General features: G+C 71.5%; 16 protein-coding genes and 1 pseudogene. 5 read left to right on the plus strand and 12 right to left on the minus strand.

The window, feature by feature from the left end; translation table 11 throughout:
• Positions 1-682 precede the first annotated feature (682 nt).
• Genes sufU through C8046_RS04020 form a run of 7 tightly spaced genes read right to left on the minus strand, consistent with a single transcriptional unit; the run spans position 683 to position 7,051 of the window.
• Positions 683-1,168 carry a Fe-S cluster assembly sulfur transfer protein SufU gene (gene sufU / locus C8046_RS03990; RefSeq protein ID WP_109228347.1) on the minus strand — a complete coding sequence of 162 codons (486 nt, stop codon included), beginning with the start codon at positions 1,166-1,168 and terminating at the stop codon, positions 683-685.
• Positions 1,165-2,478, minus strand: coding sequence for a SufS family cysteine desulfurase (locus tag C8046_RS03995; RefSeq protein WP_109228348.1), 1,314 nt, complete (start codon positions 2,476-2,478; stop codon positions 1,165-1,167). Before C8046_RS03995 ends, sufU begins: the two co-directional genes overlap by 4 nt.
• 48 nt (positions 2,479-2,526) lie before the next feature.
• Positions 2,527-3,285, minus strand: a complete 759-nt coding sequence (gene sufC, locus C8046_RS04000; RefSeq protein WP_109228349.1) for a Fe-S cluster assembly ATPase SufC — start codon at positions 3,283-3,285, stop codon at positions 2,527-2,529.
• 44 nt (positions 3,286-3,329) lie between these two features.
• Complete coding sequence (locus C8046_RS04005) at positions 3,330-3,668, minus strand: non-heme iron oxygenase ferredoxin subunit (RefSeq protein WP_109228350.1); 339 nt, start codon at positions 3,666-3,668, stop codon at positions 3,330-3,332.
• A 7-nt stretch (positions 3,669-3,675) separates the two neighbouring features.
• Positions 3,676-4,875 (minus strand): Fe-S cluster assembly protein SufD, encoded by a 1,200-nt coding sequence (gene sufD, locus C8046_RS04010; protein ID WP_109228351.1) that lies wholly within the window; start codon positions 4,873-4,875, stop codon positions 3,676-3,678.
• Positions 4,875-6,314, minus strand: coding sequence for a Fe-S cluster assembly protein SufB (gene sufB / locus C8046_RS04015; protein ID WP_199224388.1), 1,440 nt, complete (start codon positions 6,312-6,314; stop codon positions 4,875-4,877). The genes sufD and sufB overlap by 1 nt, the downstream gene beginning before the upstream one ends.
• Positions 6,311-7,051 (minus strand): helix-turn-helix transcriptional regulator, encoded by a 741-nt coding sequence (locus C8046_RS04020; protein ID WP_216628970.1) that lies wholly within the window; start codon positions 7,049-7,051, stop codon positions 6,311-6,313. The genes sufB and C8046_RS04020 overlap by 4 nt, the downstream gene beginning before the upstream one ends.
• A gap of 184 nt (positions 7,052-7,235) precedes the next feature.
• Between C8046_RS04020 and C8046_RS04025 the strand changes: the two genes are divergently transcribed.
• From C8046_RS04025 to C8046_RS04045, 5 genes are all read left to right on the plus strand, one after another.
• Entirely contained in the window at positions 7,236-8,165 is a 930-nt protein-coding gene (locus tag C8046_RS04025) for an ABC transporter ATP-binding protein (RefSeq protein WP_109228353.1), read from the plus strand.
• Positions 8,162-8,887, plus strand: a complete 726-nt coding sequence (locus C8046_RS04030; RefSeq protein WP_109228354.1) for an ABC transporter permease — start codon at positions 8,162-8,164, stop codon at positions 8,885-8,887. The genes C8046_RS04025 and C8046_RS04030 overlap by 4 nt, the downstream gene beginning before the upstream one ends.
• A gap of 225 nt (positions 8,888-9,112) precedes the next feature.
• On the plus strand, positions 9,113-11,428 hold the full coding sequence (locus C8046_RS04035) for a S8 family peptidase (protein WP_109228355.1): 2,316 nt from the start codon (positions 9,113-9,115) through the stop codon (positions 11,426-11,428).
• Positions 11,425-13,077 (plus strand): S-layer homology domain-containing protein, encoded by a 1,653-nt coding sequence (locus C8046_RS04040; RefSeq protein WP_109228356.1) that lies wholly within the window; start codon positions 11,425-11,427, stop codon positions 13,075-13,077. The genes C8046_RS04035 and C8046_RS04040 overlap by 4 nt, the downstream gene beginning before the upstream one ends.
• Before the next feature lie 138 nt (positions 13,078-13,215).
• Positions 13,216-14,235, plus strand: coding sequence for a COX15/CtaA family protein (locus C8046_RS04045; protein WP_109228357.1), 1,020 nt, complete (start codon positions 13,216-13,218; stop codon positions 14,233-14,235).
• Here C8046_RS04045 and C8046_RS19880 read toward each other — a convergent pair.
• The 5 genes and pseudogenes from C8046_RS19880 to C8046_RS04060 all read right to left on the minus strand — a co-directional run bounded on the left by C8046_RS19880 (position 14,147) and on the right by C8046_RS04060 (position 18,176).
• Positions 14,147-15,190 (minus strand): amylo-alpha-1,6-glucosidase, encoded by a 1,044-nt coding sequence (locus C8046_RS19880; RefSeq protein WP_328587569.1) that lies wholly within the window; start codon positions 15,188-15,190, stop codon positions 14,147-14,149. The two genes, C8046_RS04045 and C8046_RS19880, sit on opposite strands and share 89 nt — an antisense overlap.
• A 455-nt stretch (positions 15,191-15,645) precedes the next feature.
• Positions 15,646-16,182: pseudogene (locus C8046_RS19885) on the minus strand (glycogen debranching N-terminal domain-containing protein); the annotation flags it as partial.
• A gap of 76 nt (positions 16,183-16,258) precedes the next feature.
• Positions 16,259-16,654, minus strand: a complete 396-nt coding sequence (locus tag C8046_RS19890; protein WP_328587570.1) for a carbohydrate ABC transporter permease — start codon at positions 16,652-16,654, stop codon at positions 16,259-16,261.
• The gene (locus C8046_RS19895) at positions 16,537-17,184 is read right to left on the minus strand and encodes a carbohydrate ABC transporter permease (RefSeq protein WP_328587571.1); all 648 of its coding nucleotides are present in this window, start codon (positions 17,182-17,184) and stop codon (positions 16,537-16,539) included. The genes C8046_RS19890 and C8046_RS19895 overlap by 118 nt, the downstream gene beginning before the upstream one ends.
• Entirely contained in the window at positions 17,181-18,176 is a 996-nt protein-coding gene (locus C8046_RS04060; RefSeq protein WP_109228358.1) for a carbohydrate ABC transporter permease, read from the minus strand. Before C8046_RS04060 ends, C8046_RS19895 begins: the two co-directional genes overlap by 4 nt.
• Positions 18,177-18,310 lie beyond the last annotated feature (134 nt).

Here is an 18,310-nt window from a genome sequence, read left to right on the forward strand (position 1 = left end):
GCCTCCGTGGCGGGGCCTCCGTGGCGGGGGCCTCCTCGGCCGGAGCCTCGGACGTCGCCGTCCCGCTCGGCTGCGTGGTGTCGGACTCGACCGGAGGGGCGGCCTCGTCCACCACGCCGTCGACGACGGCTGTCGCCTCGGCCGACCAGCTCGTTCCCGGGTCGGCCGCCGGGTCCGCCGGCGGGGACTGCGCGACGGCGGGCGTCGCCACCCCCATCGTCAGGCAGAGGGCGGGGATCGCCGCCCAGGCGACCAGTCGACGCCGTCGGATCCTGCTCGTCCGCCGACGGTTGCCCCAGTGCTCCCCAGCTGTTCCAGCCATTGCCTGTCTCCACCCACGCCGCGCACCATCGCGCACTATTAGCCCCCTGGCGGGGTGAGCATAGGACCGGAAAGCGAATGCCCGCGCGGGGCAATTTCGGGGCGGGAACAGCTATTCCCCCGTAGCGCGCCAAGACGCGTCTAGAACACTCAGAACTTGCCTAACTACGCCCTTGAAGGGGTCTATTCACCTGTTGCGCAAGCCCTGCGCGAATATTCGAGGCGGGCCTTGTTCGCAATTCCCGCGAAATGCGGAGAAACTAGCGCAACGCTGCACTTCCTCATGAATGACACGCTCGTAGAGCAATGGCGGAGCACGTTCAAGGGACGGTCACGCGCGCCTCACGGCGGCGTCTCACCGTCAGGACGGGTCGGCGACCAGCGCCTTCGCCATCGCGTCGCGCAGGGCCATCCAGCCGAGCAGCGCGCACTTGATCCGGGCCGGGAAGCGGGCGACCCCGACCAGGGCGGCGCCGTCCTCGAGCCGCTCCTCGCGCTCGTCCGCCAGCGACTCACCACGGTTGCCCATGAGGGCGCGGAAGTCCTCGGCGAGGCCGTCGACCTGTCGGACGTCCTTGCCGACGACGAGATCCGTGAGGATGGAGAGCGACGCCCGCGAGATGGAGCACCCCACGCCCTCCCAGCCGAGGTCGGCGAGCACGGGGGCCCCGCCCTCGGACGCGGGATCCAGGCGTACGCGGAGCGTGACCTCGTCACCGCAGGTGGGGTTGACCTGGAAGGACTCCCCCGCCATCGCGGCGCCGTCCAGGGCGATCAGTCCCTCCCCGTGCCGCTCGCGCGCGTGGTCGAGGATCACCTGCTGGTAGAGCTGCTCGAGACCGCTCACGCTCCTGCACCCTCCAGGCCGAAGTACGCCCGCACGCCCGCCAGCGCGGCGAGGAACGCGTCGATGTCCTCGGGCGTGGTGGCGATCCCGATCGAGGCGCGGGTCGAGGAGGCCACACCGAGCCGGCGGTGGATCGGCTGGGCGCAGTGGTGTCCCACCCGGACGGCGATGCCCTCGGCGTCGAGCACCTGCCCGACGTCGTGCGGGTGGACGCCCTCGAGCTCGAACGCGACGACGCCCAGGCGCCTCGTCGCGGTCAGCGGCCCGAGCACGCGGACGTGGTCGAGCGCGGCGAGTCCGTCCAGCAGCCGCTGCGTGAGCACGATCTCCTGGGCCTCGACCGCGTCCATGCCGAGGTCGGCGAGGAACTGGGCCGCGGCGCGGAGCCCGACAGTCTGGGCGACCATCTGGGTGCCGGCCTCGAACTTCTGGGGCGGGGCGGCGTACGTGGTGGCCTCCATGGTCACGATCTCGACCATCGACCCTCCGGTCGCCACCGGCGGCAGGGCCGCGAGCAGCTCGCGGCGCCCGTAGAGCACCCCGATCCCGGTGGGGCCGAGCATCTTGTGCCCGCTGAAGGCGGCGAAGTCGACGTCGAGCGCGTGCAGGTCGACCGCCAGGTGCGGCACCGACTGGCACGCGTCGAGCACGACCAGGGCCCCGACGGCGTGGGCCCGGGCCACGATCGGAGCGAGGTCGGTGACGGCACCAGTGACGTTGGAGGCGTGCGTGACGGCGACGACCCTGGCGCGGTCGGTGATGATGTCCTCGAGCCCGGTCAGGTCCAGCCGACCCTCGTCCGTCGCCGGGACGAACCGCAGCACGGCGCCGGTCCGGGCGGCGAGCTCCTGCCACGGCACGAGGTTCGCGTGGTGCTCGAGCTCGGTGACGACGAGCTCGTCCCCCGGTGCGAGGGCGAACCGCTGCGCGGCCTCGCCGCCGCGACCCGCCGTCGCGTTGGAGATCCCGTAGGCGACGAGGTTGATCGCCGCCGTCGCGTTCGACGTCCAGACGATCTCGTCGTCGTGCGCACCCACCAGGGAGGCGACGACGGTGCGCGCGTCCTCGAACGCGGCGGTCGCCTCCTCTGCCAGCGCGTGCGCGCCGCGGTGCACGGCCGCGTTCGTCGTCAGGTAGAAGTCCTGCTCGGCGTCGATGACGCACTCGGGCTTCTGCGACGTCGCCCCCCAGTCCAGGTAGACGAGGTCCTTCCCGTGCACCTGACGGGTCAGGATCGGGAAGTCCGCGCGGACGCGGGCGAGCTCGTCCGGCGCGAGGCCGGCGGGCGGGGACTGGGTGGGCGACGACATGTGACGCTCCTTGCGTGCGACGTGCGGCGTGCGGCCGCGGTCAGCTGGTCAGACGGCGGAGGCGAGGAAGCGGTCGTAGCCCTCGGCCTCGAGGCGGTCGGCCAGCTCGGGGCCGCCCTGCTCGGCGACGCGGCCCGCGACGAAGACGTGGACGAAGTCGGGCTTGATGTACTGCAGGATCCGCGTGTAGTGCGTGATCAGGAGGACACCGACCTCGCTGGTGTCCTTCAGGCGGTTGACGCCCTCGGACACGATGCGGAGCGCGTCGACGTCGAGGCCGGAGTCGGTCTCGTCGAGCACCGCGAACTTCGGGCGGAGCAGCTCCATCTGGAGGATCTCGTGGCGCTTCTTCTCGCCGCCGGAGAAGCCCTCGTTGACGTTGCGCGTCGCGAACTCGGGGTCCATGCGCAGCGCGTCCATGGCGCCCTTGACGTCGCCCGTCCACGTGCGCAGCGCCGGGGCCTTGCCGTCGATCGCGGTCTTGGCGGTCCGGAGGAAGTTCGAGACGGTGACGCCGGGGACCTCGACCGGGTACTGCATCGCGAGGAACATCCCGGCGCGGGCGCGCTCGTCGACGCTCATCTCGAGCACGTTCTCGCCGTCGAGCAGGATCTCGCCCTCGGTGACCTCGTAGCGCGGGTGGCCGGCGATGGAGTAGGCGAGCGTGGACTTGCCGGAGCCGTTCGGGCCCATGATCGCGTGGGTCTCGCCGCTGCGGACGGTGAGGTCGACGCCGCGCAGGATCGGCTTGGGGCCGTCGGTGGTCTCGACGCTGACGTGCAGGTTCTTGATCTCGAGCGTTGCCATGAGTGGGGTCCTTCGTGTGGTTCGGGAGGAAGAGGTGGGGTCGGTCAGGCGGTCGGCGTGTCCACGTCGACGAGGATGACCTCGCCGTCGAGCGTCACCGGGTAGGTGACGACGCCTCGCGTGGCCGGGAGGCTGAGCGGCTTGCCGGTGCGGACGTCGAAGCGGGCGCCGTGCTTCCAGCACTCCACGCTCACGTCGTCGACGTCGCCCTCGCCGAGCGAGGCACGACCGTGCGTGCACTCGTCGTCCATGGCGTGCACCACGCCGTCGGGCGTGCGCACGAGGGCCACCGTCATGTCGGAGCCGTCGGGCGCCGTCACGTTGACGCTCATCGCGCTGCCGGGCGCCAGGTCGTCGAGGAAGGCGGCACTCTGCGCGGTCATCGGCGGGTCACAGCCCCGTCACCTCGAGCTCGGCCTCGATGGCCGCCTCGAGGCGCTGCTCGACGGCGGGGACGCCGATCTGCTGGATGAGCTCGGCGAAGAAGCCCCGCACCACCAGGCGGCGGGCGACGTCCTCGGGGATGCCGCGCGACTTCAGGTAGAAGAGCTGCTCGTCGTCGAACCGGCCGGTGGCGCTGGCGTGACCGGCACCCTCGATCTCGCCGGTCTCGATCTCGAGGTTCGGCACCGAGTCGGCGCGCGCGCCCTCGGTCAGCACGAGGTTGCGGTTGAGCTCGTAGGTGTCGGTGCCCTCGGCCGCCTTGCGGATGAGGACGTCGCCGATCCACACGCTCCGGGCGCCGACGCCCTGCAGCGCACCCTTGTAGGTGACGCGGCTGGTGCAGCGGGGCACCGCGTGGTCGACGAACAGCCGGTGCTCGAGGTGCTGGCCGGCGTCGGCGTAGTACAGACCGATCGACTCGAGCATCGCGCCGGGCTGGGTGAACTCGCCGTCGACCGTCACGCGCACGACGTCGCCGCCGAGGCTGACGACGATGTGCTTGAGCGTGGCGTCGCGGCCGAGGCGCGCGCGGTGGCTCGAGCCGTGCACGGTGCCGCGGTCCCAGTCCTGGATGCTGACGACGGTGAGGTGCGCGCCGTCGTGGACGTCGATCTCGACCGTCTGGGCGAGCTCGGCGGTGCCGACGTGGTCGACGACGACGAGGGCCTTGGAGTGGTGCTGGGCCGTGACGAGCAGGTGCGACGCAGCCGCGGCGGAGCCGGCCTCGCCGCGAACGACGACCGTGGTCTCGCTGGTCGGCTCGGCGTTCGCGCCGATCGTGACCTCGGTCCGCTCGAGCGCCGCGCCCCAGGCGGTGGCGGCGAGCTGGTCGTTGGGGACCCCGGCGACGCCGGTCGTCGATGCGCCGTCACGCTTGGTGACGGCGACCCCCACGCCCTCGGGCGCGGTGACGTCGACCGTGACCGTGCCGGTCGCCGTGCCGCCGATCAGCCGCTGCAGGCGGTCGACCGGGGAGAAGCGCCACTCCTCCTCGGCACCCGTGACGGCCGGGAAGTCGGCGATGTCGAAGGACGCGAACCGGCTGGCGCGCGAGGCCTCGGGGGCCGCGGGGCCGCCGTGGCTGTGCGCGGCGTCGGCGGAGGCGCGGCTGTGGTCGGTGGTCAGTTCGGTGGTCGTTGCAGCCATCAGCCGACGGCCCCTTCCATCTGGAGCTCGATGAGACGGTTGAGCTCGAGGGCGTACTCCATGGGCAGCTCGCGGGCGATGGGCTCGACGAACCCGCGCACGATCATGGCCATGGCCTCGGTCTCGGTCATGCCTCGCGACATGAGGTAGAACAGCTGGTCCTCGCTCACCTTCGAGACGGTGGCCTCGTGGCCCATCTCGACGTCGTCGACGCGGACGTCGACGTACGGGTAGGTGTCGGAGCGCGAGATCGTGTCCACGAGCAGCGCGTCGCACAGCACGTTGGACTTGCTGGCCTCGGCACCCTCGAGCACCTGGACCAGACCGCGGTAGGAGGCGCGGCCGCCACCACGGGCCACGGACTTGCTCACGATCGAGCTCGACGTGTGCGGCGCCATGTGCACCATCTTGGAACCGGTGTCCTGGTGCTGGTCCTCGCCGGCGAAGGCGATGGAGAGCGTCTCGCCGCGGGCGTGCTCGCCCATGAGGTAGACGGCCGGGTACTTCATGGTCACCTTGGACCCGATGTTCCCGTCGATCCACTCCATGGTGCCGCCCTGCTCCACCGTGGCGCGCTTGGTCACGAGGTTGTACACGTTGTTCGACCAGTTCTGGATGGTCGTGTACCGGACCCGGGCGTCCTTCTTCACGATGATCTCCACGACGGCGGAGTGCAGCGAGTCGCTCGAGTAGATCGGCGCGGTGCAGCCCTCGACGTAGTGCACGTAGGAGCCCTCGTCGGCGATGATCAGGGTCCGCTCGAACTGACCCATGTTCTCCGTGTTGATGCGGAAGTAGGCCTGCAGCGGGATCGAGACGTGGACGCCCTTGGGCACGTAGACGAACGAGCCGCCGGACCACACCGAGGTGTTCAGCGCGGCGAACTTGTTGTCCCCCGTGGGGATGACCGTGCCGAAGTACTCCTCGAAGATCTCGGGGTGCTCGCGGAGCGCGGTGTCGGTGTCGAGGAACAGGACGCCCTGCTTCTCGAGCTCCTCGTTGATCTGGTGGTAGACGACCTCGGACTCGTACTGGGCGGCGACGCCGGCGACGAGACGCTGCTTCTCGGCCTCCGGGATGCCCAGTCGGTCGTAGGTGTTCTTGATCTCCTCGGGCAGGTCCTCCCACGAGGTGGCCTGCTTCTCCGTGGAGCGCACGAAGTACTTGATGTTGTCGAAGTGGATGCCCGAGAGGTCGGCGCCCCACGTCGGCATCGGCTTGCGCTCGAACAGCTTCAGGCCGCGCAGGCGTCGCTGGAGCATCCACTCCGGCTCGCTCTTCAGGGCCGAGATGTTGCGGACGACCGCCTCCGACAGACCGCGCTGCGCGGTCGCGCCGGCGTCGTCGGTGTCGTGCCAGCCGAAGTTGTAGTTGCCGATGGACGCGATCGTCTCGTCCTGCGTCATCGGCGTGGGCTGCGTCGGACTCTCTGTGCTCATTCCGCTGCTTCCTTCTGGGAGGGCTGAGGCTGCTGGGTCGCGCGCACCGAGGGCGGCCGCACGGAGATCGTGGGGATGTGCGTGGTGCAGGCGTGACCGCCGGAGGCGATCGTGGCCAGCCGCTGCACATGGACACCGAGCAGCCGTGAGATGAGGCCGGTCTCGGCCTCGCACAGCTGCGGGAACTGCTCGGCCACCTGCTGCACGGGGCAGTGCCCCTGGCAGAGCTGGAGCGCCGTGCCGAGCTCGCGGGTGGACGCAGCGTAGCCCGACTCGCTGAAGAGCTGGGCGAGGGCGCGGGCACGGTCGTGCAGGTCGTCGCCCGCGGCCTCGACGACCGGCCGGTAGGTAGCCTCGAGGGTGGCGACCCTGGCCTGGGCGAACTCGGCGACGGCCTCCGGCCCGAGCACGTCCGCGAGGTGGCGCAGCGCGTCGGCCGCGAGCGCCGCGGAGGTGTTGGGCAGGTGGTGCTGGGCGGCCGGCGTGGCGACGTACTCCCGTGCCGGGCGTCCCCGCCCGCGCGGACCCGCGGAGATCACGGCACGCTCGGCGATCTCTCCGGCCTGGACGAGCGCCGCGAGGTGGCGCCGCACGGCCGCCGGGGTGAGGTCGAGGATCTCGGCGAGCGTCGAGGCGCCGACCGGTCCGCGCTGGACGACGAGGGCCCGGACACGGTCACGCGTGCCGGTGTCGCCGTCGACGTCGAGGGTCGAGGTCGTCTCGCGCAGCTCCTGCACGTCGCACCTCCGTCCCTCGATCGTCTGTCGTCTCGCGCGACGACGGGCGCCGGGCGAGGACGGCTGTCCCGTGCGGAGGCCGTCTTTAGGTAACAGTGTCCTTCCCTAATTGCGTTCCCTCAAGCAAGGCCAGCCTCACCGAAGGCCTGCGGGAGGTGCGGGGACCGCCGTAGACTCACCACTCGTGCCCTCCCCCGCCCTCGTCATCGAGGACCTGACCGTCGCCTACTCCGGACGCACCGTCGTCGACCACCTCAGCCTCGTCGCCGAGGCGGGTGGCATCACCGCCGTGCTCGGCCCGAACGGCGCCGGCAAGACGACGACGATCGAGTGCGCCGAGGGGCTGCGCCGGCCCGACTCCGGCACGATCACGGTGCTGGGCGACGCCGCCGGTTCCGACCGCGCGCGGTCGCGCGTCGGCGTCATGCTGCAGGACGGCGGGCTCCCCATGGCCCGCCGCGTCCGTGAGGTGCTCGCCCTCGCCGCCGCCATGCACGCCTCCCCCCTGCCGGTCGCGGACCTGCTCGCGCGCCTGGGGCTCGACGTCGTCGCGACCACCCCGGTCCGCCGCCTGTCCGGGGGTCAGCGGCAGCGGCTCGCGCTCGCCGTCGCCGTGATCGGTCGCCCCGAGCTCGTCTTCCTCGACGAGCCGAGCGCCGGCCTGGACCCGCACGCGCGGCAGGACGTGTGGGAGCTGGTGCGCGAGCTGCGCTCGGACGGGGTCGGCATCGTCCTCACCACCCACCTGATCGAGGAGGCGGACGCCCTCGCCGACCAGGTCCACGTGCTCGTCGACGGCCGCCTGGTCGAGTCCGGCACCCCCGCCGACCTGATCGCGCGTCACGCCGGCTCCGACTCCCAGCGACTCCGGCTCGCCCGGCCCCTGTCCGAGGGCGAGGCGATCGAGCTGCGCACCGCGGTGACCGCGGTCGGGCACGACGTCACGCTCGACGCCGACGGCGCCGACCTCCTCGTGCGCGGGCCGGCCACGCCCGCCCTGACGCTGGCGATCGCAGAGTGGTGCGACCGGAGCGACGTGCTGCTGCGGTCGCTGCAGGTCGGGGACGGCACCCTCGAGCACGCCTACCTCACGATCACGGCGGCGCCGCGATGAGCCGCGTGCTCGCGTACGCCCGCTTCGAGGCGCTGACGATGCTCCGCAACGGCGAGCAGCTGCTGGTCGCCCTCATCCTGCCCGCGCTGGTGCTCGGCTCCCTCGGCCGGAGCGACCTCGTGGACATCGCCCTCGCCCCCGGACAGGACCGGCTCGACGTCGTGGCCCCCGGGGTGCTCGGCCTCGCCATCGCCTCCTCCGGGCTCACGTCGCTCGCGATCGCGACGGCGTTCGACCGGCGCTGGGGCGTGCTGCGCCAGCTCGCGACCACCCCGCTCGGCACCCGGGGCATCGTGGCGGGCAAGGTCCTCGCGGTCCTCGGCGTCCAGGTCGTGCAGATCGTCGTGCTCGGCGCGCTCGCCGTCGCCCTCGGGTGGCGCCCGGACGCGGCCGGGGTACCGATCGCCCTGATCGGGGCGCTGCTGGGCTCGGTCGCGTTCTCCGCCGCCGGGCTCCTGCTCGCGGGGCGCCTGCGGGCGGAGGCGGTCCTCGCCGTCGCGAACATCGCCTGGGTCCTCATGCTCGTCGTGGGCGGCCTCGTGCTCCCCGCGGCCGACGGGGGCCTCGCGGCGGTGGTGAGCTGGCTGCCGGCCGGCGCGCTCGGCGACGCGCTGCGCGCGGCGTTCGTCGGCGAGGTCGACGGAGTCGCCCTCCTCGTGCTCGCGGCGTGGGCCGCGATCCTGTCGCTCGGAGCCGCGAAGCTCTTCCGCCCCTCCGCGTAGGGAACGATCCGCAGGATCTCGCGGCTGTGACCCGTCTCACCTTCACCAAGGCGCCTTGACCGACCTGCGCCAATCCTGAGCCTTTCGTACACCAGGTCTTTACTCTCCAGACAACCCGCCATAGCGTCGTGCAGTACTGCGTACCCGCAGGTTCTCAACCCCCTGGAGATTCGCGTGTCCCCACAGCACACCCCAGCGCCACGGTGGCGGTACCCCGCCGCAGTCGTGGCAGCCACGGCCCTGCTCGTCACCTCGGCAGCAGGCGCTACAGCCGATCCGGCCGACGTCGCCTCCCTCCCGGCGGCCGAGTCCCTGCCGGCCCCGAGCGCGACCGACCTCAAGGTCGAGTCCATGAAGGGCCTGACCGGCCTGACCGAGGCCTTCGTCGAGTTCTCGGACACGACCACGCGCGAGGCGGTGTCGCAGTCCCGCAGCTCCTCGCCGCAGGTGGTGGCCGACCGCGCCGCCGAGACCATCGAGACGACGGCTGACTCCGTCGTCGACGACCTCGGTGACGTGACGGTCCTCTACACCGCCACCAACGGCCTGGCCGGTGTCGCCGTCAGCGCTGACGCCGACGCTCTCCGCGCCCTGGCCGAGCGGGACGACGTCGTCTCCGTCCGGCCGATCGTTCCCAAGGAGCGTCAGTCCAACGCCGGCATCGACCTCTTCACGGGGTCCACCGCCTCGTGGCAGAACGCGGGGATCACGGGTGAGGGTCAGACCATCGCCGTCATCGACTCCGGCATCGACTTCACGCACGCGTCGTTCAACGCGGACCCGCAGTACGCGTACCCGACCGAGCTCAACGAGCAGACCAAGACGCTCCTGGCCACCGAGCCCGAGTGGCCCCAGGGCAAGGTGCTCGGCGGCTGGGACTTCGCCGGCCTGAACTACACGGCGGGCGCCGGTCAGGTCCCCCAGGAGGACCCCAACCCGCTGGACGAGGCCCCCGGCCTGTGCGGCGAGGTTCCCCCCGCGTCCCCGCGCAGCGACGGGCACGGCTCCCACGTCGCCGGCACCGCTGCCGGCTGGGGCGTGGCCGCCGACGGCACGACGTTCGACGGCGACTACACCACCATCGGCGAGGAGGAGCTCCTCGAGCTCCAGGTCGGGCCGGGCTCCGCGCCCGAGGCCGACCTCGTCGCGCTGAAGATCTTCGGCTGCGCCGGCAGCAGCTCCGTGACGGGCGCCGCCCTCGACTGGCTGCTCGACCCGACCAACGAGCTCGCGCAGCAGGTGACGGTCGTCAACATGTCGATCGGTTCCACCTTCTCCACCGTCGACGACCCCGAGAACGACCTCATCCAGCAGCTCGTGGACGAGGGCGTCGTCGTCGTGACGTCCGCCGGCAACTCCGGCGACACGCACGACATCGGCGGATCGCCGGGCAACGCGAACTCCACCCTGTCGGTCGCCAACTCCGTGGCCGACACGTTCAACTTCGAGGGCGCGTCCGTGACCGTCGGCGGCGGCGCCGCCGAGACCGTCCCGGGCCAGTACTCGATCGCCTACCTGTTCCCGAACGGTCCGGTCGGGCCCTCCGAGGTCGTCGCGCTGGACACCATCCTGCTGCCGGCGCCGACGCCCCAGGTCCCCACCCCGACCGACGTCGGCTACCTCTCGGGCTGCTACCCGTACTCGCCCGAGGACGCGGCCGCCGTCGCGGGCAAGACCGTCGTGGTCGCGTGGGACGACACCGCCCCGCTCCCGTGCGGGTCGGCCGTCCGCGCCAACCAGGCGACGGCCGCCGGCGCTGCCGGCATCGTCTTCACAGGGCTGCAGGAGGTCTTCGGTGCCGGTCTCTCCGGCAACGCCTCGATCCCGACCTTCCAGTTCACGGGCCCCGTCACCGACGAGCTCCTGGACTACACGCCGGCCACGGGTGTCATCACGATCCCGTCGCCGCTCACGATCACGTACGACAACAGCCTCTCCGTGCAGTCCGTCGTGGCCCCGAGCGTCGCCGACACCCTGAACGACTCCTCGTCGCGCGGTGTGCACGGCTCGCTCGGCTCGACCAAGCCCGACGTCGCCGCCCCCGGCACGACGATCGCCTCGGTCGCCGTGGGTTCGGGCAACGGCTGGACGAACAAGTCCGGCACCTCGATGGCCTCGCCGCACGCGGCCGGTGTCGCAGCGCTCACCCGCGCCGCGCACCCCGACTGGAGCGCCGCGCAGGTCAAGGCCGGCGTCATGAACACCGCCACGCACGACGTGACGATCGGCGACGTGCCGTTCGGCCCGCAGCGTGTGGGTTCCGGCCGCGTGGACGCCCTCGCCTCGGTCAACAACACCGTCATCGCCTACGACCAGGCCAACCCGTCCGGCGTGTCCGTCGGGTTCGGCGTGATCGAGCTCGAGAAGGCCACGACGATCACCCGCACGGTCGAGCTGCTCAACACGGGCGACACGACCGTGACCCTCGGGGTCGACTACAACGCCCAGACGCCGGTCCCCGGGGTCGAGTACCTCCTGTCCGCCGACTCCGTCTCCGTCCCGCGGGCGGGACGGCCACGGTCGACGTCACGCTCTCGGTGACCGACCCCGCCGCGGTGGAGCGCACGCTCGACCCGTCGATGTCCGACCTCCAGGTCGGCACGCCGCGCGAGTTCCTCACCATCCCGCAGGGGTGGATCGAGCTCACCGGCGCTCCCGACGTGGACCTGCTCCGCGTGCCCGTCAGCGCGGCCGTCAAGCCCACGAGCAACATGGCCGCCGGCCCCGTCGTCTTCGGCACGGCCGACGCCGTCCAGACGCACGTCGGCCTCGCCGGTCGTTCGGTGGACCAGGAGGGCTTCCTCTCGGTCGTGGCGCCGTTCAACCTCGCTGCCGAGTCCGGCATCGTCGACGACGGCCCCGACGTCGACCCGAGCCTGCTCGCGGCCGACATCAAGGCCGTCGGCACGTCGCAGTGGTTCTACGACGAGGACTCGCCGTACGTCGGCTTCGGCATCGAGACCCACGGTCCATGGGCCACGCTCGGAGCCTCGAACTCGATCGTGATCGAGGTCGAGACGCCGCAGGGACCGTACGACGTCGTCGTCCAGAAGTACGACGACGGCATCGACAGCTACGACCTCACGCTCGTGCTCGTCTTCGACGAGAACGGTCGCAACACCGGGCTCGAGTTCATCAACGACGTGCCCGCGACGATCGACACCAACTCCTACGACTCGGCGGCGGCGGTCCTGCCCGTCTCCCTGGAGTCGCTCGGGTTCTCGGAGGAGCAGATCTCCGCTGGTGACGTCTCGTTCGACTACTCGGTGAGCGGCACGTCGTGGCTCGCCGACGGCGGGATCTACGACACGGTCCCCGACCTGTCGTTCGAGTGGAACACCGGCCTCGGCTTCGGCGACCTCGACAGCGCGCTCTTCGCCTCGCTGCCCGAGACCTCCATCGCCGTCACGCGCCTGGCGAACCTGACGTCCGGGGCTCCCTCCGGTCAGACGAAGAAGGACCCGGCCGGGCCGTCGGGCGTCACCACCCAGGAGCGCGTCGAGACGACGCCGAGCGGCGAGCGGATCCTCTTCCTCCACCTGCACAACGCGGTCGGCAAGCAGGGTCAGATCGTCGACGTGCAGAACACCGTGGCGCAGGTCCCCGGCGACCAGCTCTTCGTCGACGTCCCGAAGAACAACCAGTTCTTCGCCGACATCACGTGGCTGGCCAACCAGGGCATCACCACCGGCTGGGAGCTGCCGAACGGAGACGTCGAGTTCCGTCCGCTGAGCCCGATCGGGCGTGACGCCATGGCGGCCTTCCTCTACCGGATGGCCGATCCCGAGGGCTACGAGGCTCCGGCCGAGTCGCCGTTCATCGACGTCGCCACGACCAACCAGTTCTACACGGAGATCTCCTGGGCGTTCGAGCAGGGGATCACGACCGGCTGGGAGACCCCCGCGGGTCTCGAGTTCCGGCCGGTGGCGAACATCAACCGTGACGCGATCGCGGCGTTCCTGTACCGGTACGCCGAGGTCGAGGGCTACGTCGCCGCCCCGGTCTCGCCCTTCACGGACGTGACCCCGGCCACGCAGTTCTACACGGAGATCAGCTGGCTCGCCGAGAACCAGATCACGACCGGCTGGCTGAACCCGGACGGAACCTCGCGTTTCGAGCCGCTCAGCCCGGTGGCCCGTGACGCCATGGCGGCGTTCCTCTACCGCCTGAACCAGAACGTCCTGTCCTAGTCGGACGTCTCGGCGGTTCGACCGCCATCACGCTGCGGGCGTCCGGGATCCTCTCGGGCGCCCGCAGCGCCGTTCCCGCCCCGAGCCGCTGTCAGGGCGCGCGGTCGGGGTGGCACGACGCCGGTCTACCCTGGAGGGGTGTCTGCCGCCACCACGCCCCGCGCCTCCTGGACCGATCGCCTCACCCCCCGCCTGACGCTCGGCGTCGCGATCGCCAACCTCGTGGCGCAGGCCGTCATCATCCTCACGGGCGGCGTCGTGCGGCTCACGTCGTCCGGCCTCGGCTGCTCGACGTGGCCCGAGTGCGAACCGGGTGAGTTCACCCCGGTCTTCCACGCGGAGATGACCTTCCACCCGCTGATCGAGTTCGGCAACCGCACCCTGACGGGGGTGCTCGTGGCGATCGCCCTCGCCCTCGCGATCCTCGTGCTGTTCTCCCCCGGGACGAGCCGCCGCAGCGTGCGGTTCCGCATCCTCGGGCTGCTGCCGCTGGTCGGCGTCCTCGTCCAGGCCGTGCTCGGCGGCATCACCGTGCTGGTCGACCTGCACCCCGCCGTCGTCGGCTCGCACTTCCTCATCTCTGCTGCGCTCGTCTGGGTCTCGGCGCTGTTCGTCGCCCGGCTGCGCGAGGGCGACGACGCCCCCGTCCCCAGCGTGGGCGCCGCGGGCCGCGGGTCCCGGTGGCTGGGCGCCGCACCGTTGACGTTCGGCATCCTGACGGCGATCGTCGTCGTCCTGGGCGTCATCACGACCGGCGCCGGCCCGCACTCCGGCGACTCCGAGGTCGGCTACCGGTTCCCGGTCGACCCGGCCCTCGTGGCACGTGTGCACGCGATGTCGGTGTGGGTCTTCGTCGTCGCCCTGCTGGTGACGCTCGTCGTGCTGCACCGGCGCGGCGTGACGGGGCAGGGGCTCCCCCGCGCCCGACGCGCCTGGTGGGTGCTGCTCACCGTCACGCTCGCCCAGGGGCTCATCGGCTACGTGCAGTACTTCACGGGTCTGCCGATCGGTCTCGTCGCCCTGCACCTGTTCGGCTCGGCCGGGCTGGTCACCGCGGTGACCTTCGCGATCACGTCGCTGCGGACCCGTGGAGCACCGGCGCCGCGCCCGGGTGCAGCTCGACCGACCACGGACCACGAGGTCCCGGCAGACCGCTGACGACGACGTCGCCCACGACGTCCCGCCCGACCGACCGGACCTGCCCGCCCGGCTCGAGGCCGAGCACGGCCTGCAGCACCGTGACGGCGGAGGCCGCCGACCACGCCTGCGGGTGGCACGAGGCCGGGTAGGACACGACGTCGCCGACGTCGTCCAGCGAGGTCCCGGCGAAGAGCTCGGGCAGCTGGAAGTCGAACCGCTCCGCCGCGGCCAGGAGGCCGGTCACGAGCACATCAGCCTGGTCGTCGAGACCGGCCCTGACCAGCCCGCTCACGGCGATCGCCGTGTCGTGGGCCCAGACCGCGCCCCCGTGGTAGCGCAACGGCCAGTACCCGCCCATCGCCGAGGACAGCGTCCGCAGGCCGAGCCCGGAGGACATCTGCGGGGAGACGAGGCGGTCGGCGACCAGGCGCTCCTCCTCGGGCGTGAGGATGCCCGTGCCCACGACGTGGCCCATGTTGGAGGCGACCGAATCCACGAGGTTGCCGTGGCGGTCGACGGCGACCCCCAGGTAGGGGCCCTGCTCGTCGGACGTCCAGAACGCGGCCCGGAAGCGCTCCGCCAGGTCGGCGGCCCAGGTGCGCCACTCCGACGCGCCGTCGCGACCGAACGCCTCGAGCAGCACGGCAGCGGACGTCGCGGCCTCGTAGGCGTAGGCCTGCACCTCGCACAGCCCGATCGGCCCCTCGGCGAGGCTGCCGTCGCGCCACTGGACGGAGTCGCCCGAGTCCTTCCAGCCCTGGTTCGCCAGGCCCGACCCGGTCGCGTCGACGTAGTCCACGAAGCCGTCGCCGTTCCCGTCGCCGTGGTCGCGGAGCCAGCCGAGCGCCTTCTCGAGGGTCGGCAGGAGGGCCTCGACGTCGGCGTCGGCCATGCCCCAGCGCCACGCGTCGTGCAGGAGGCAGATCCACAGCGCCGTCGCGTCGACGGTGCCGAAGTAGACGGGCGGGAGCACGGTGCCGTCCCCAGCGCGAGCTCGGCCGGCCTGACCTCGTGCAGGATCTTGCCCGGCTGCTCCGCGGTGGCGGGCACGGTCGCCGTGCCCTGGGCGACGGCGAGGGTGCGCAGCGTGCCGCGCGCGAGATCGGTGCCGAGCGGCAGCATCAGCCGGGCCGCCCAGATCGAGTCGCGACCGAAGAGCGTGAAGAACCATGGCGCACCGGCCGCGAGGAAGACGTCCTCGGGGGCGCGGGTCCAGGTCATGCGGAGCGTGCTGAGGTCGTCGAGCGAGCGCTCCAGCAGCCGCGCGAGCCGCGGGTCGGAGGCCGTCACCGCCGGGACGGCCCACTCGACGACGGGTCGCGCGGGGGCGGTGACCACGGCGCTGCCGTCCTTCACCGTCACGGTCACCTCGACGACGTACGGCTCCCCCGGCGCGGCGACCGCGTTCCAGACGAGGACCATCCCGTCGTACCCGTCGGCGCGCAGGCGGGCGCCCGTCGCCGAGACGGTCACCCGCGCGCCGCCGGCGGCGAGATCGAACGCCGCGACACCTGAGGCGCCGTCCTCGAGCACGTGCGGCACCGCCGGGGAGAGCCGGCCCCCCTGCTTGACCACCTCGAGTCCGGCCAGGTCCCCACCGAGCGACAGCTCCAGATGGCCGCGCACCGCCTCCGCCGTGGCGCACTCCAGCGACAGCCGGATCGTCACCAGACCCGGGGCGACCGTCGTCGTGCGCCGCAGCCACGTCGTCGGGTCCGCCCCCTCGCCGTCGATCTGCCGCACGGCCATCACGGCCTCGAGGCGGCCGGGGCCTGCCGGAGCCGCCCGCAGCGGCTCCGGTTCGACGCCGTCGACCGTCACCACCGCGTGGGTCAGCGCCCGCAGGTCACCGTGGAAGACGCCCTGGGCCCCGGCGGCACGCACCTGACCGTCCCGGTCGCTCCAGACCTGGGTCGGGGCCATCAGGGTGGGGATCAGCTGGTGCAGGAAGGGCTGCAGGCCCATGGCGTGCTCCTCGAGGGTGGTGGGTGAGGGGCGGGTCGGAACGGGGCGGGCGGGTCTGGTCGGACCGGGGCGTGGCTCAGCCCTTGACCGCGCCCGCTCCCTGACCGCGGACGAGCTTGCGCTGGAAGATGAAGTACACGACGGCGACGGGGATCGTCATGATCAGCGCCGCCGCCAGCTTCAGCGGGTAGCGGTTGCCGGAGCCGAACTGCCCGGTGGTCAGGGCCGCGACCCCGGTCGTGAGCGTATTCGTCTCGGCGCTCGAGCGGGCGACGATGAAGTGGGTGAACTCGTTCCAGCTGCCCTGGAAGGCGAACACCGTGAGGGTCACCAAGGCGGGGCCGGCCATCGGCATCATGATCGACCAGAACCGGCGGAAGACGCCGGCGCCGTCGATCCGTGCCGCCTCCTCGACCGCGGGGGAATGGTGTCGAAGTACTGCTTCATGATGAAGATGCCGGTCGCGTCCCACAGCAGCGGGATGATCATCGCCGAGAAGGTGTTGTACATCCCCAGCTGGTTGAGGATGAGGAACTTCGGGATGAGCAGCACGACGCCGGGAACCGCCATCACGGCCAGGATCGCCGCCAGCAGGAACTTCTTCCCGACGAAGTGCAGGCGGGAGAGGGCGTAGCCCGCCGCCGAGCACAGCAGCACGCGGCCGATCGTGACGAAGAACGTCACGATGACGGAGTTGCGGAACCAGAGCGGGAAGTCGACCTCGGCCAACTTCGCGTAGGCGTCCAGGCTGAACACCGTCGGGAACGGGTTGAGCGGGTTGTACGTCGAGTCACCGTCGGTCTTGAACGACGTACCCGTCTGGATGACGAACGGGTAGATGTAGACGATCGCCACGAGGATCAGCACCGCGTAGAAGGCGGCGATGCTGGCCCGGCGGCGCCGGGCCTGGGAGCGGACCTCGTCGGAGCTGGCCTTGTCGGAGCGGTCCCGCGTCGTGCGGTCCTGCGTGGTGCGGTCCTGCGTGGTGCGGACGTCGCTCACGACTCCACCTTTCGGGCCGCGCGCAGGCGCCGGCCGGACGGGTTCTCGCGGTCACGCGTCGCGGCGCGCTGGATGATCGTGAGGACCACGATGAGCGCGAAGAGCATGAACGAGATGGCGGTGCCCTGACCCCACTGCGCCGAGCCGAACGACGTCGTGTAGCTGAGGTAGGCGGGGGTCAGGGTGGTCTTGCCGGGGTTGCCCTGGCTCATGATGTAGACCTGGTCGAAGACCTGCCAGGTCCCGATCAGTCCCAGCGTCACCACGAGCGTGGTGGTCGGGCGCAGGATCGGCACGGTGATGTGCCGGATGCGCTGCCAGGTCGTGGCCCCGTCGACGACGGCGGCCTCGTTGACCTCCTCGTCGATCCCCTGGAGGGAGGACAGGAAGATGAGCATGTAGCCGCCCGCGGAGACCCAGACGACGAGCGTGATGATCGAGACCATCGCGACGCTCGGGCCGGCGAGCCACTGCCACAGCGAGATCCCGGCGATGTTGCCCGACGCCCACCCGGGCTGCGTCGTCGTCCCGAAGGCCTCGGCCACGACGTGCACGAGGCCGCGCGGGTCGGCGAACCAGTTCGGTCCCTCGACCCCGATCAGTCCGAGGATCGAGTTCACCGGACCGCTGGCGGAGAACATGAACAGGAACACGACGGCGATCGCGACGGAGCTGGTCACCGACGGGAAGTAGTAGGCGGTGCGGAAGAAGCTCTTCGCCTTGAGCCGGCGAGAGTTCAGCACCAGGGCCAGGCCGAGGGCCAGCAGCGTCTGCAGCGGCACCACCAGCAGGACGAAGTACATGGTGTTGCGGATCGACGTCGTGAGGTCCCGCTGGGCCAGACCCGGCGAGAAGAACGCGGAGTAGTTCTCGAGCCCGACGAACGAGACGGAGTCGGACAGCGGGCTCCCCCGGCCGCCCCAGTCCGAGACGCTCACCCAGAGCGCCATCAGGATCGGGACGACGAGGAAGAGGACGGCCACGACCACCATCGGGGCCACGAAGACCCACGCCAGGACCGGCTCGGGGCCGTACAGGTTGCTGCGACGGCGGCGCCCGCCCGGGCGGGGGGCCTGGTCGGCCCCCGCTCGGAGGTCGTCGTCGCCGGAGAGGCCGGAGCGTTGCT

The sequence above is a fragment of the Serinibacter arcticus genome, from assembly GCF_003121705.1.
Lineage (GTDB): Bacteria > Actinomycetota > Actinomycetes > Actinomycetales > Beutenbergiaceae > Litorihabitans.

Excerpts from the sequence above, each read along its gene's own strand:
- C8046_RS03995 (WP_109228348.1), bottom strand. The coding sequence starts at position 2,478 with ATGTCGTCGCCCACCCAGTCCCCGCCCGCCGGCCTCGCGCCGGACGAG.
- sufC (WP_109228349.1), bottom strand. The coding sequence starts at position 3,285 with ATGGCAACGCTCGAGATCAAGAACCTGCACGTCAGCGTCGAGACCACC.
- C8046_RS04005 (WP_109228350.1), bottom strand. The coding sequence starts at position 3,668 with ATGACCGCGCAGAGTGCCGCCTTCCTCGACGACCTGGCGCCCGGCAGC.
- sufD (WP_109228351.1), bottom strand. The coding sequence starts at position 4,875 with ATGGCTGCAACGACCACCGAACTGACCACCGACCACAGCCGCGCCTCC.
- sufB (WP_199224388.1), bottom strand. The coding sequence starts at position 6,314 with ATGAGCACAGAGAGTCCGACGCAGCCCACGCCGATGACGCAGGACGAG.
- C8046_RS04030 (WP_109228354.1), top strand. The coding sequence starts at position 8,162 with ATGAGCCGCGTGCTCGCGTACGCCCGCTTCGAGGCGCTGACGATGCTC.
- C8046_RS04060 (WP_109228358.1), bottom strand. The coding sequence starts at position 18,176 with ATGGTGGTCGTGGCCGTCCTCTTCCTCGTCGTCCCGATCCTGATGGCG.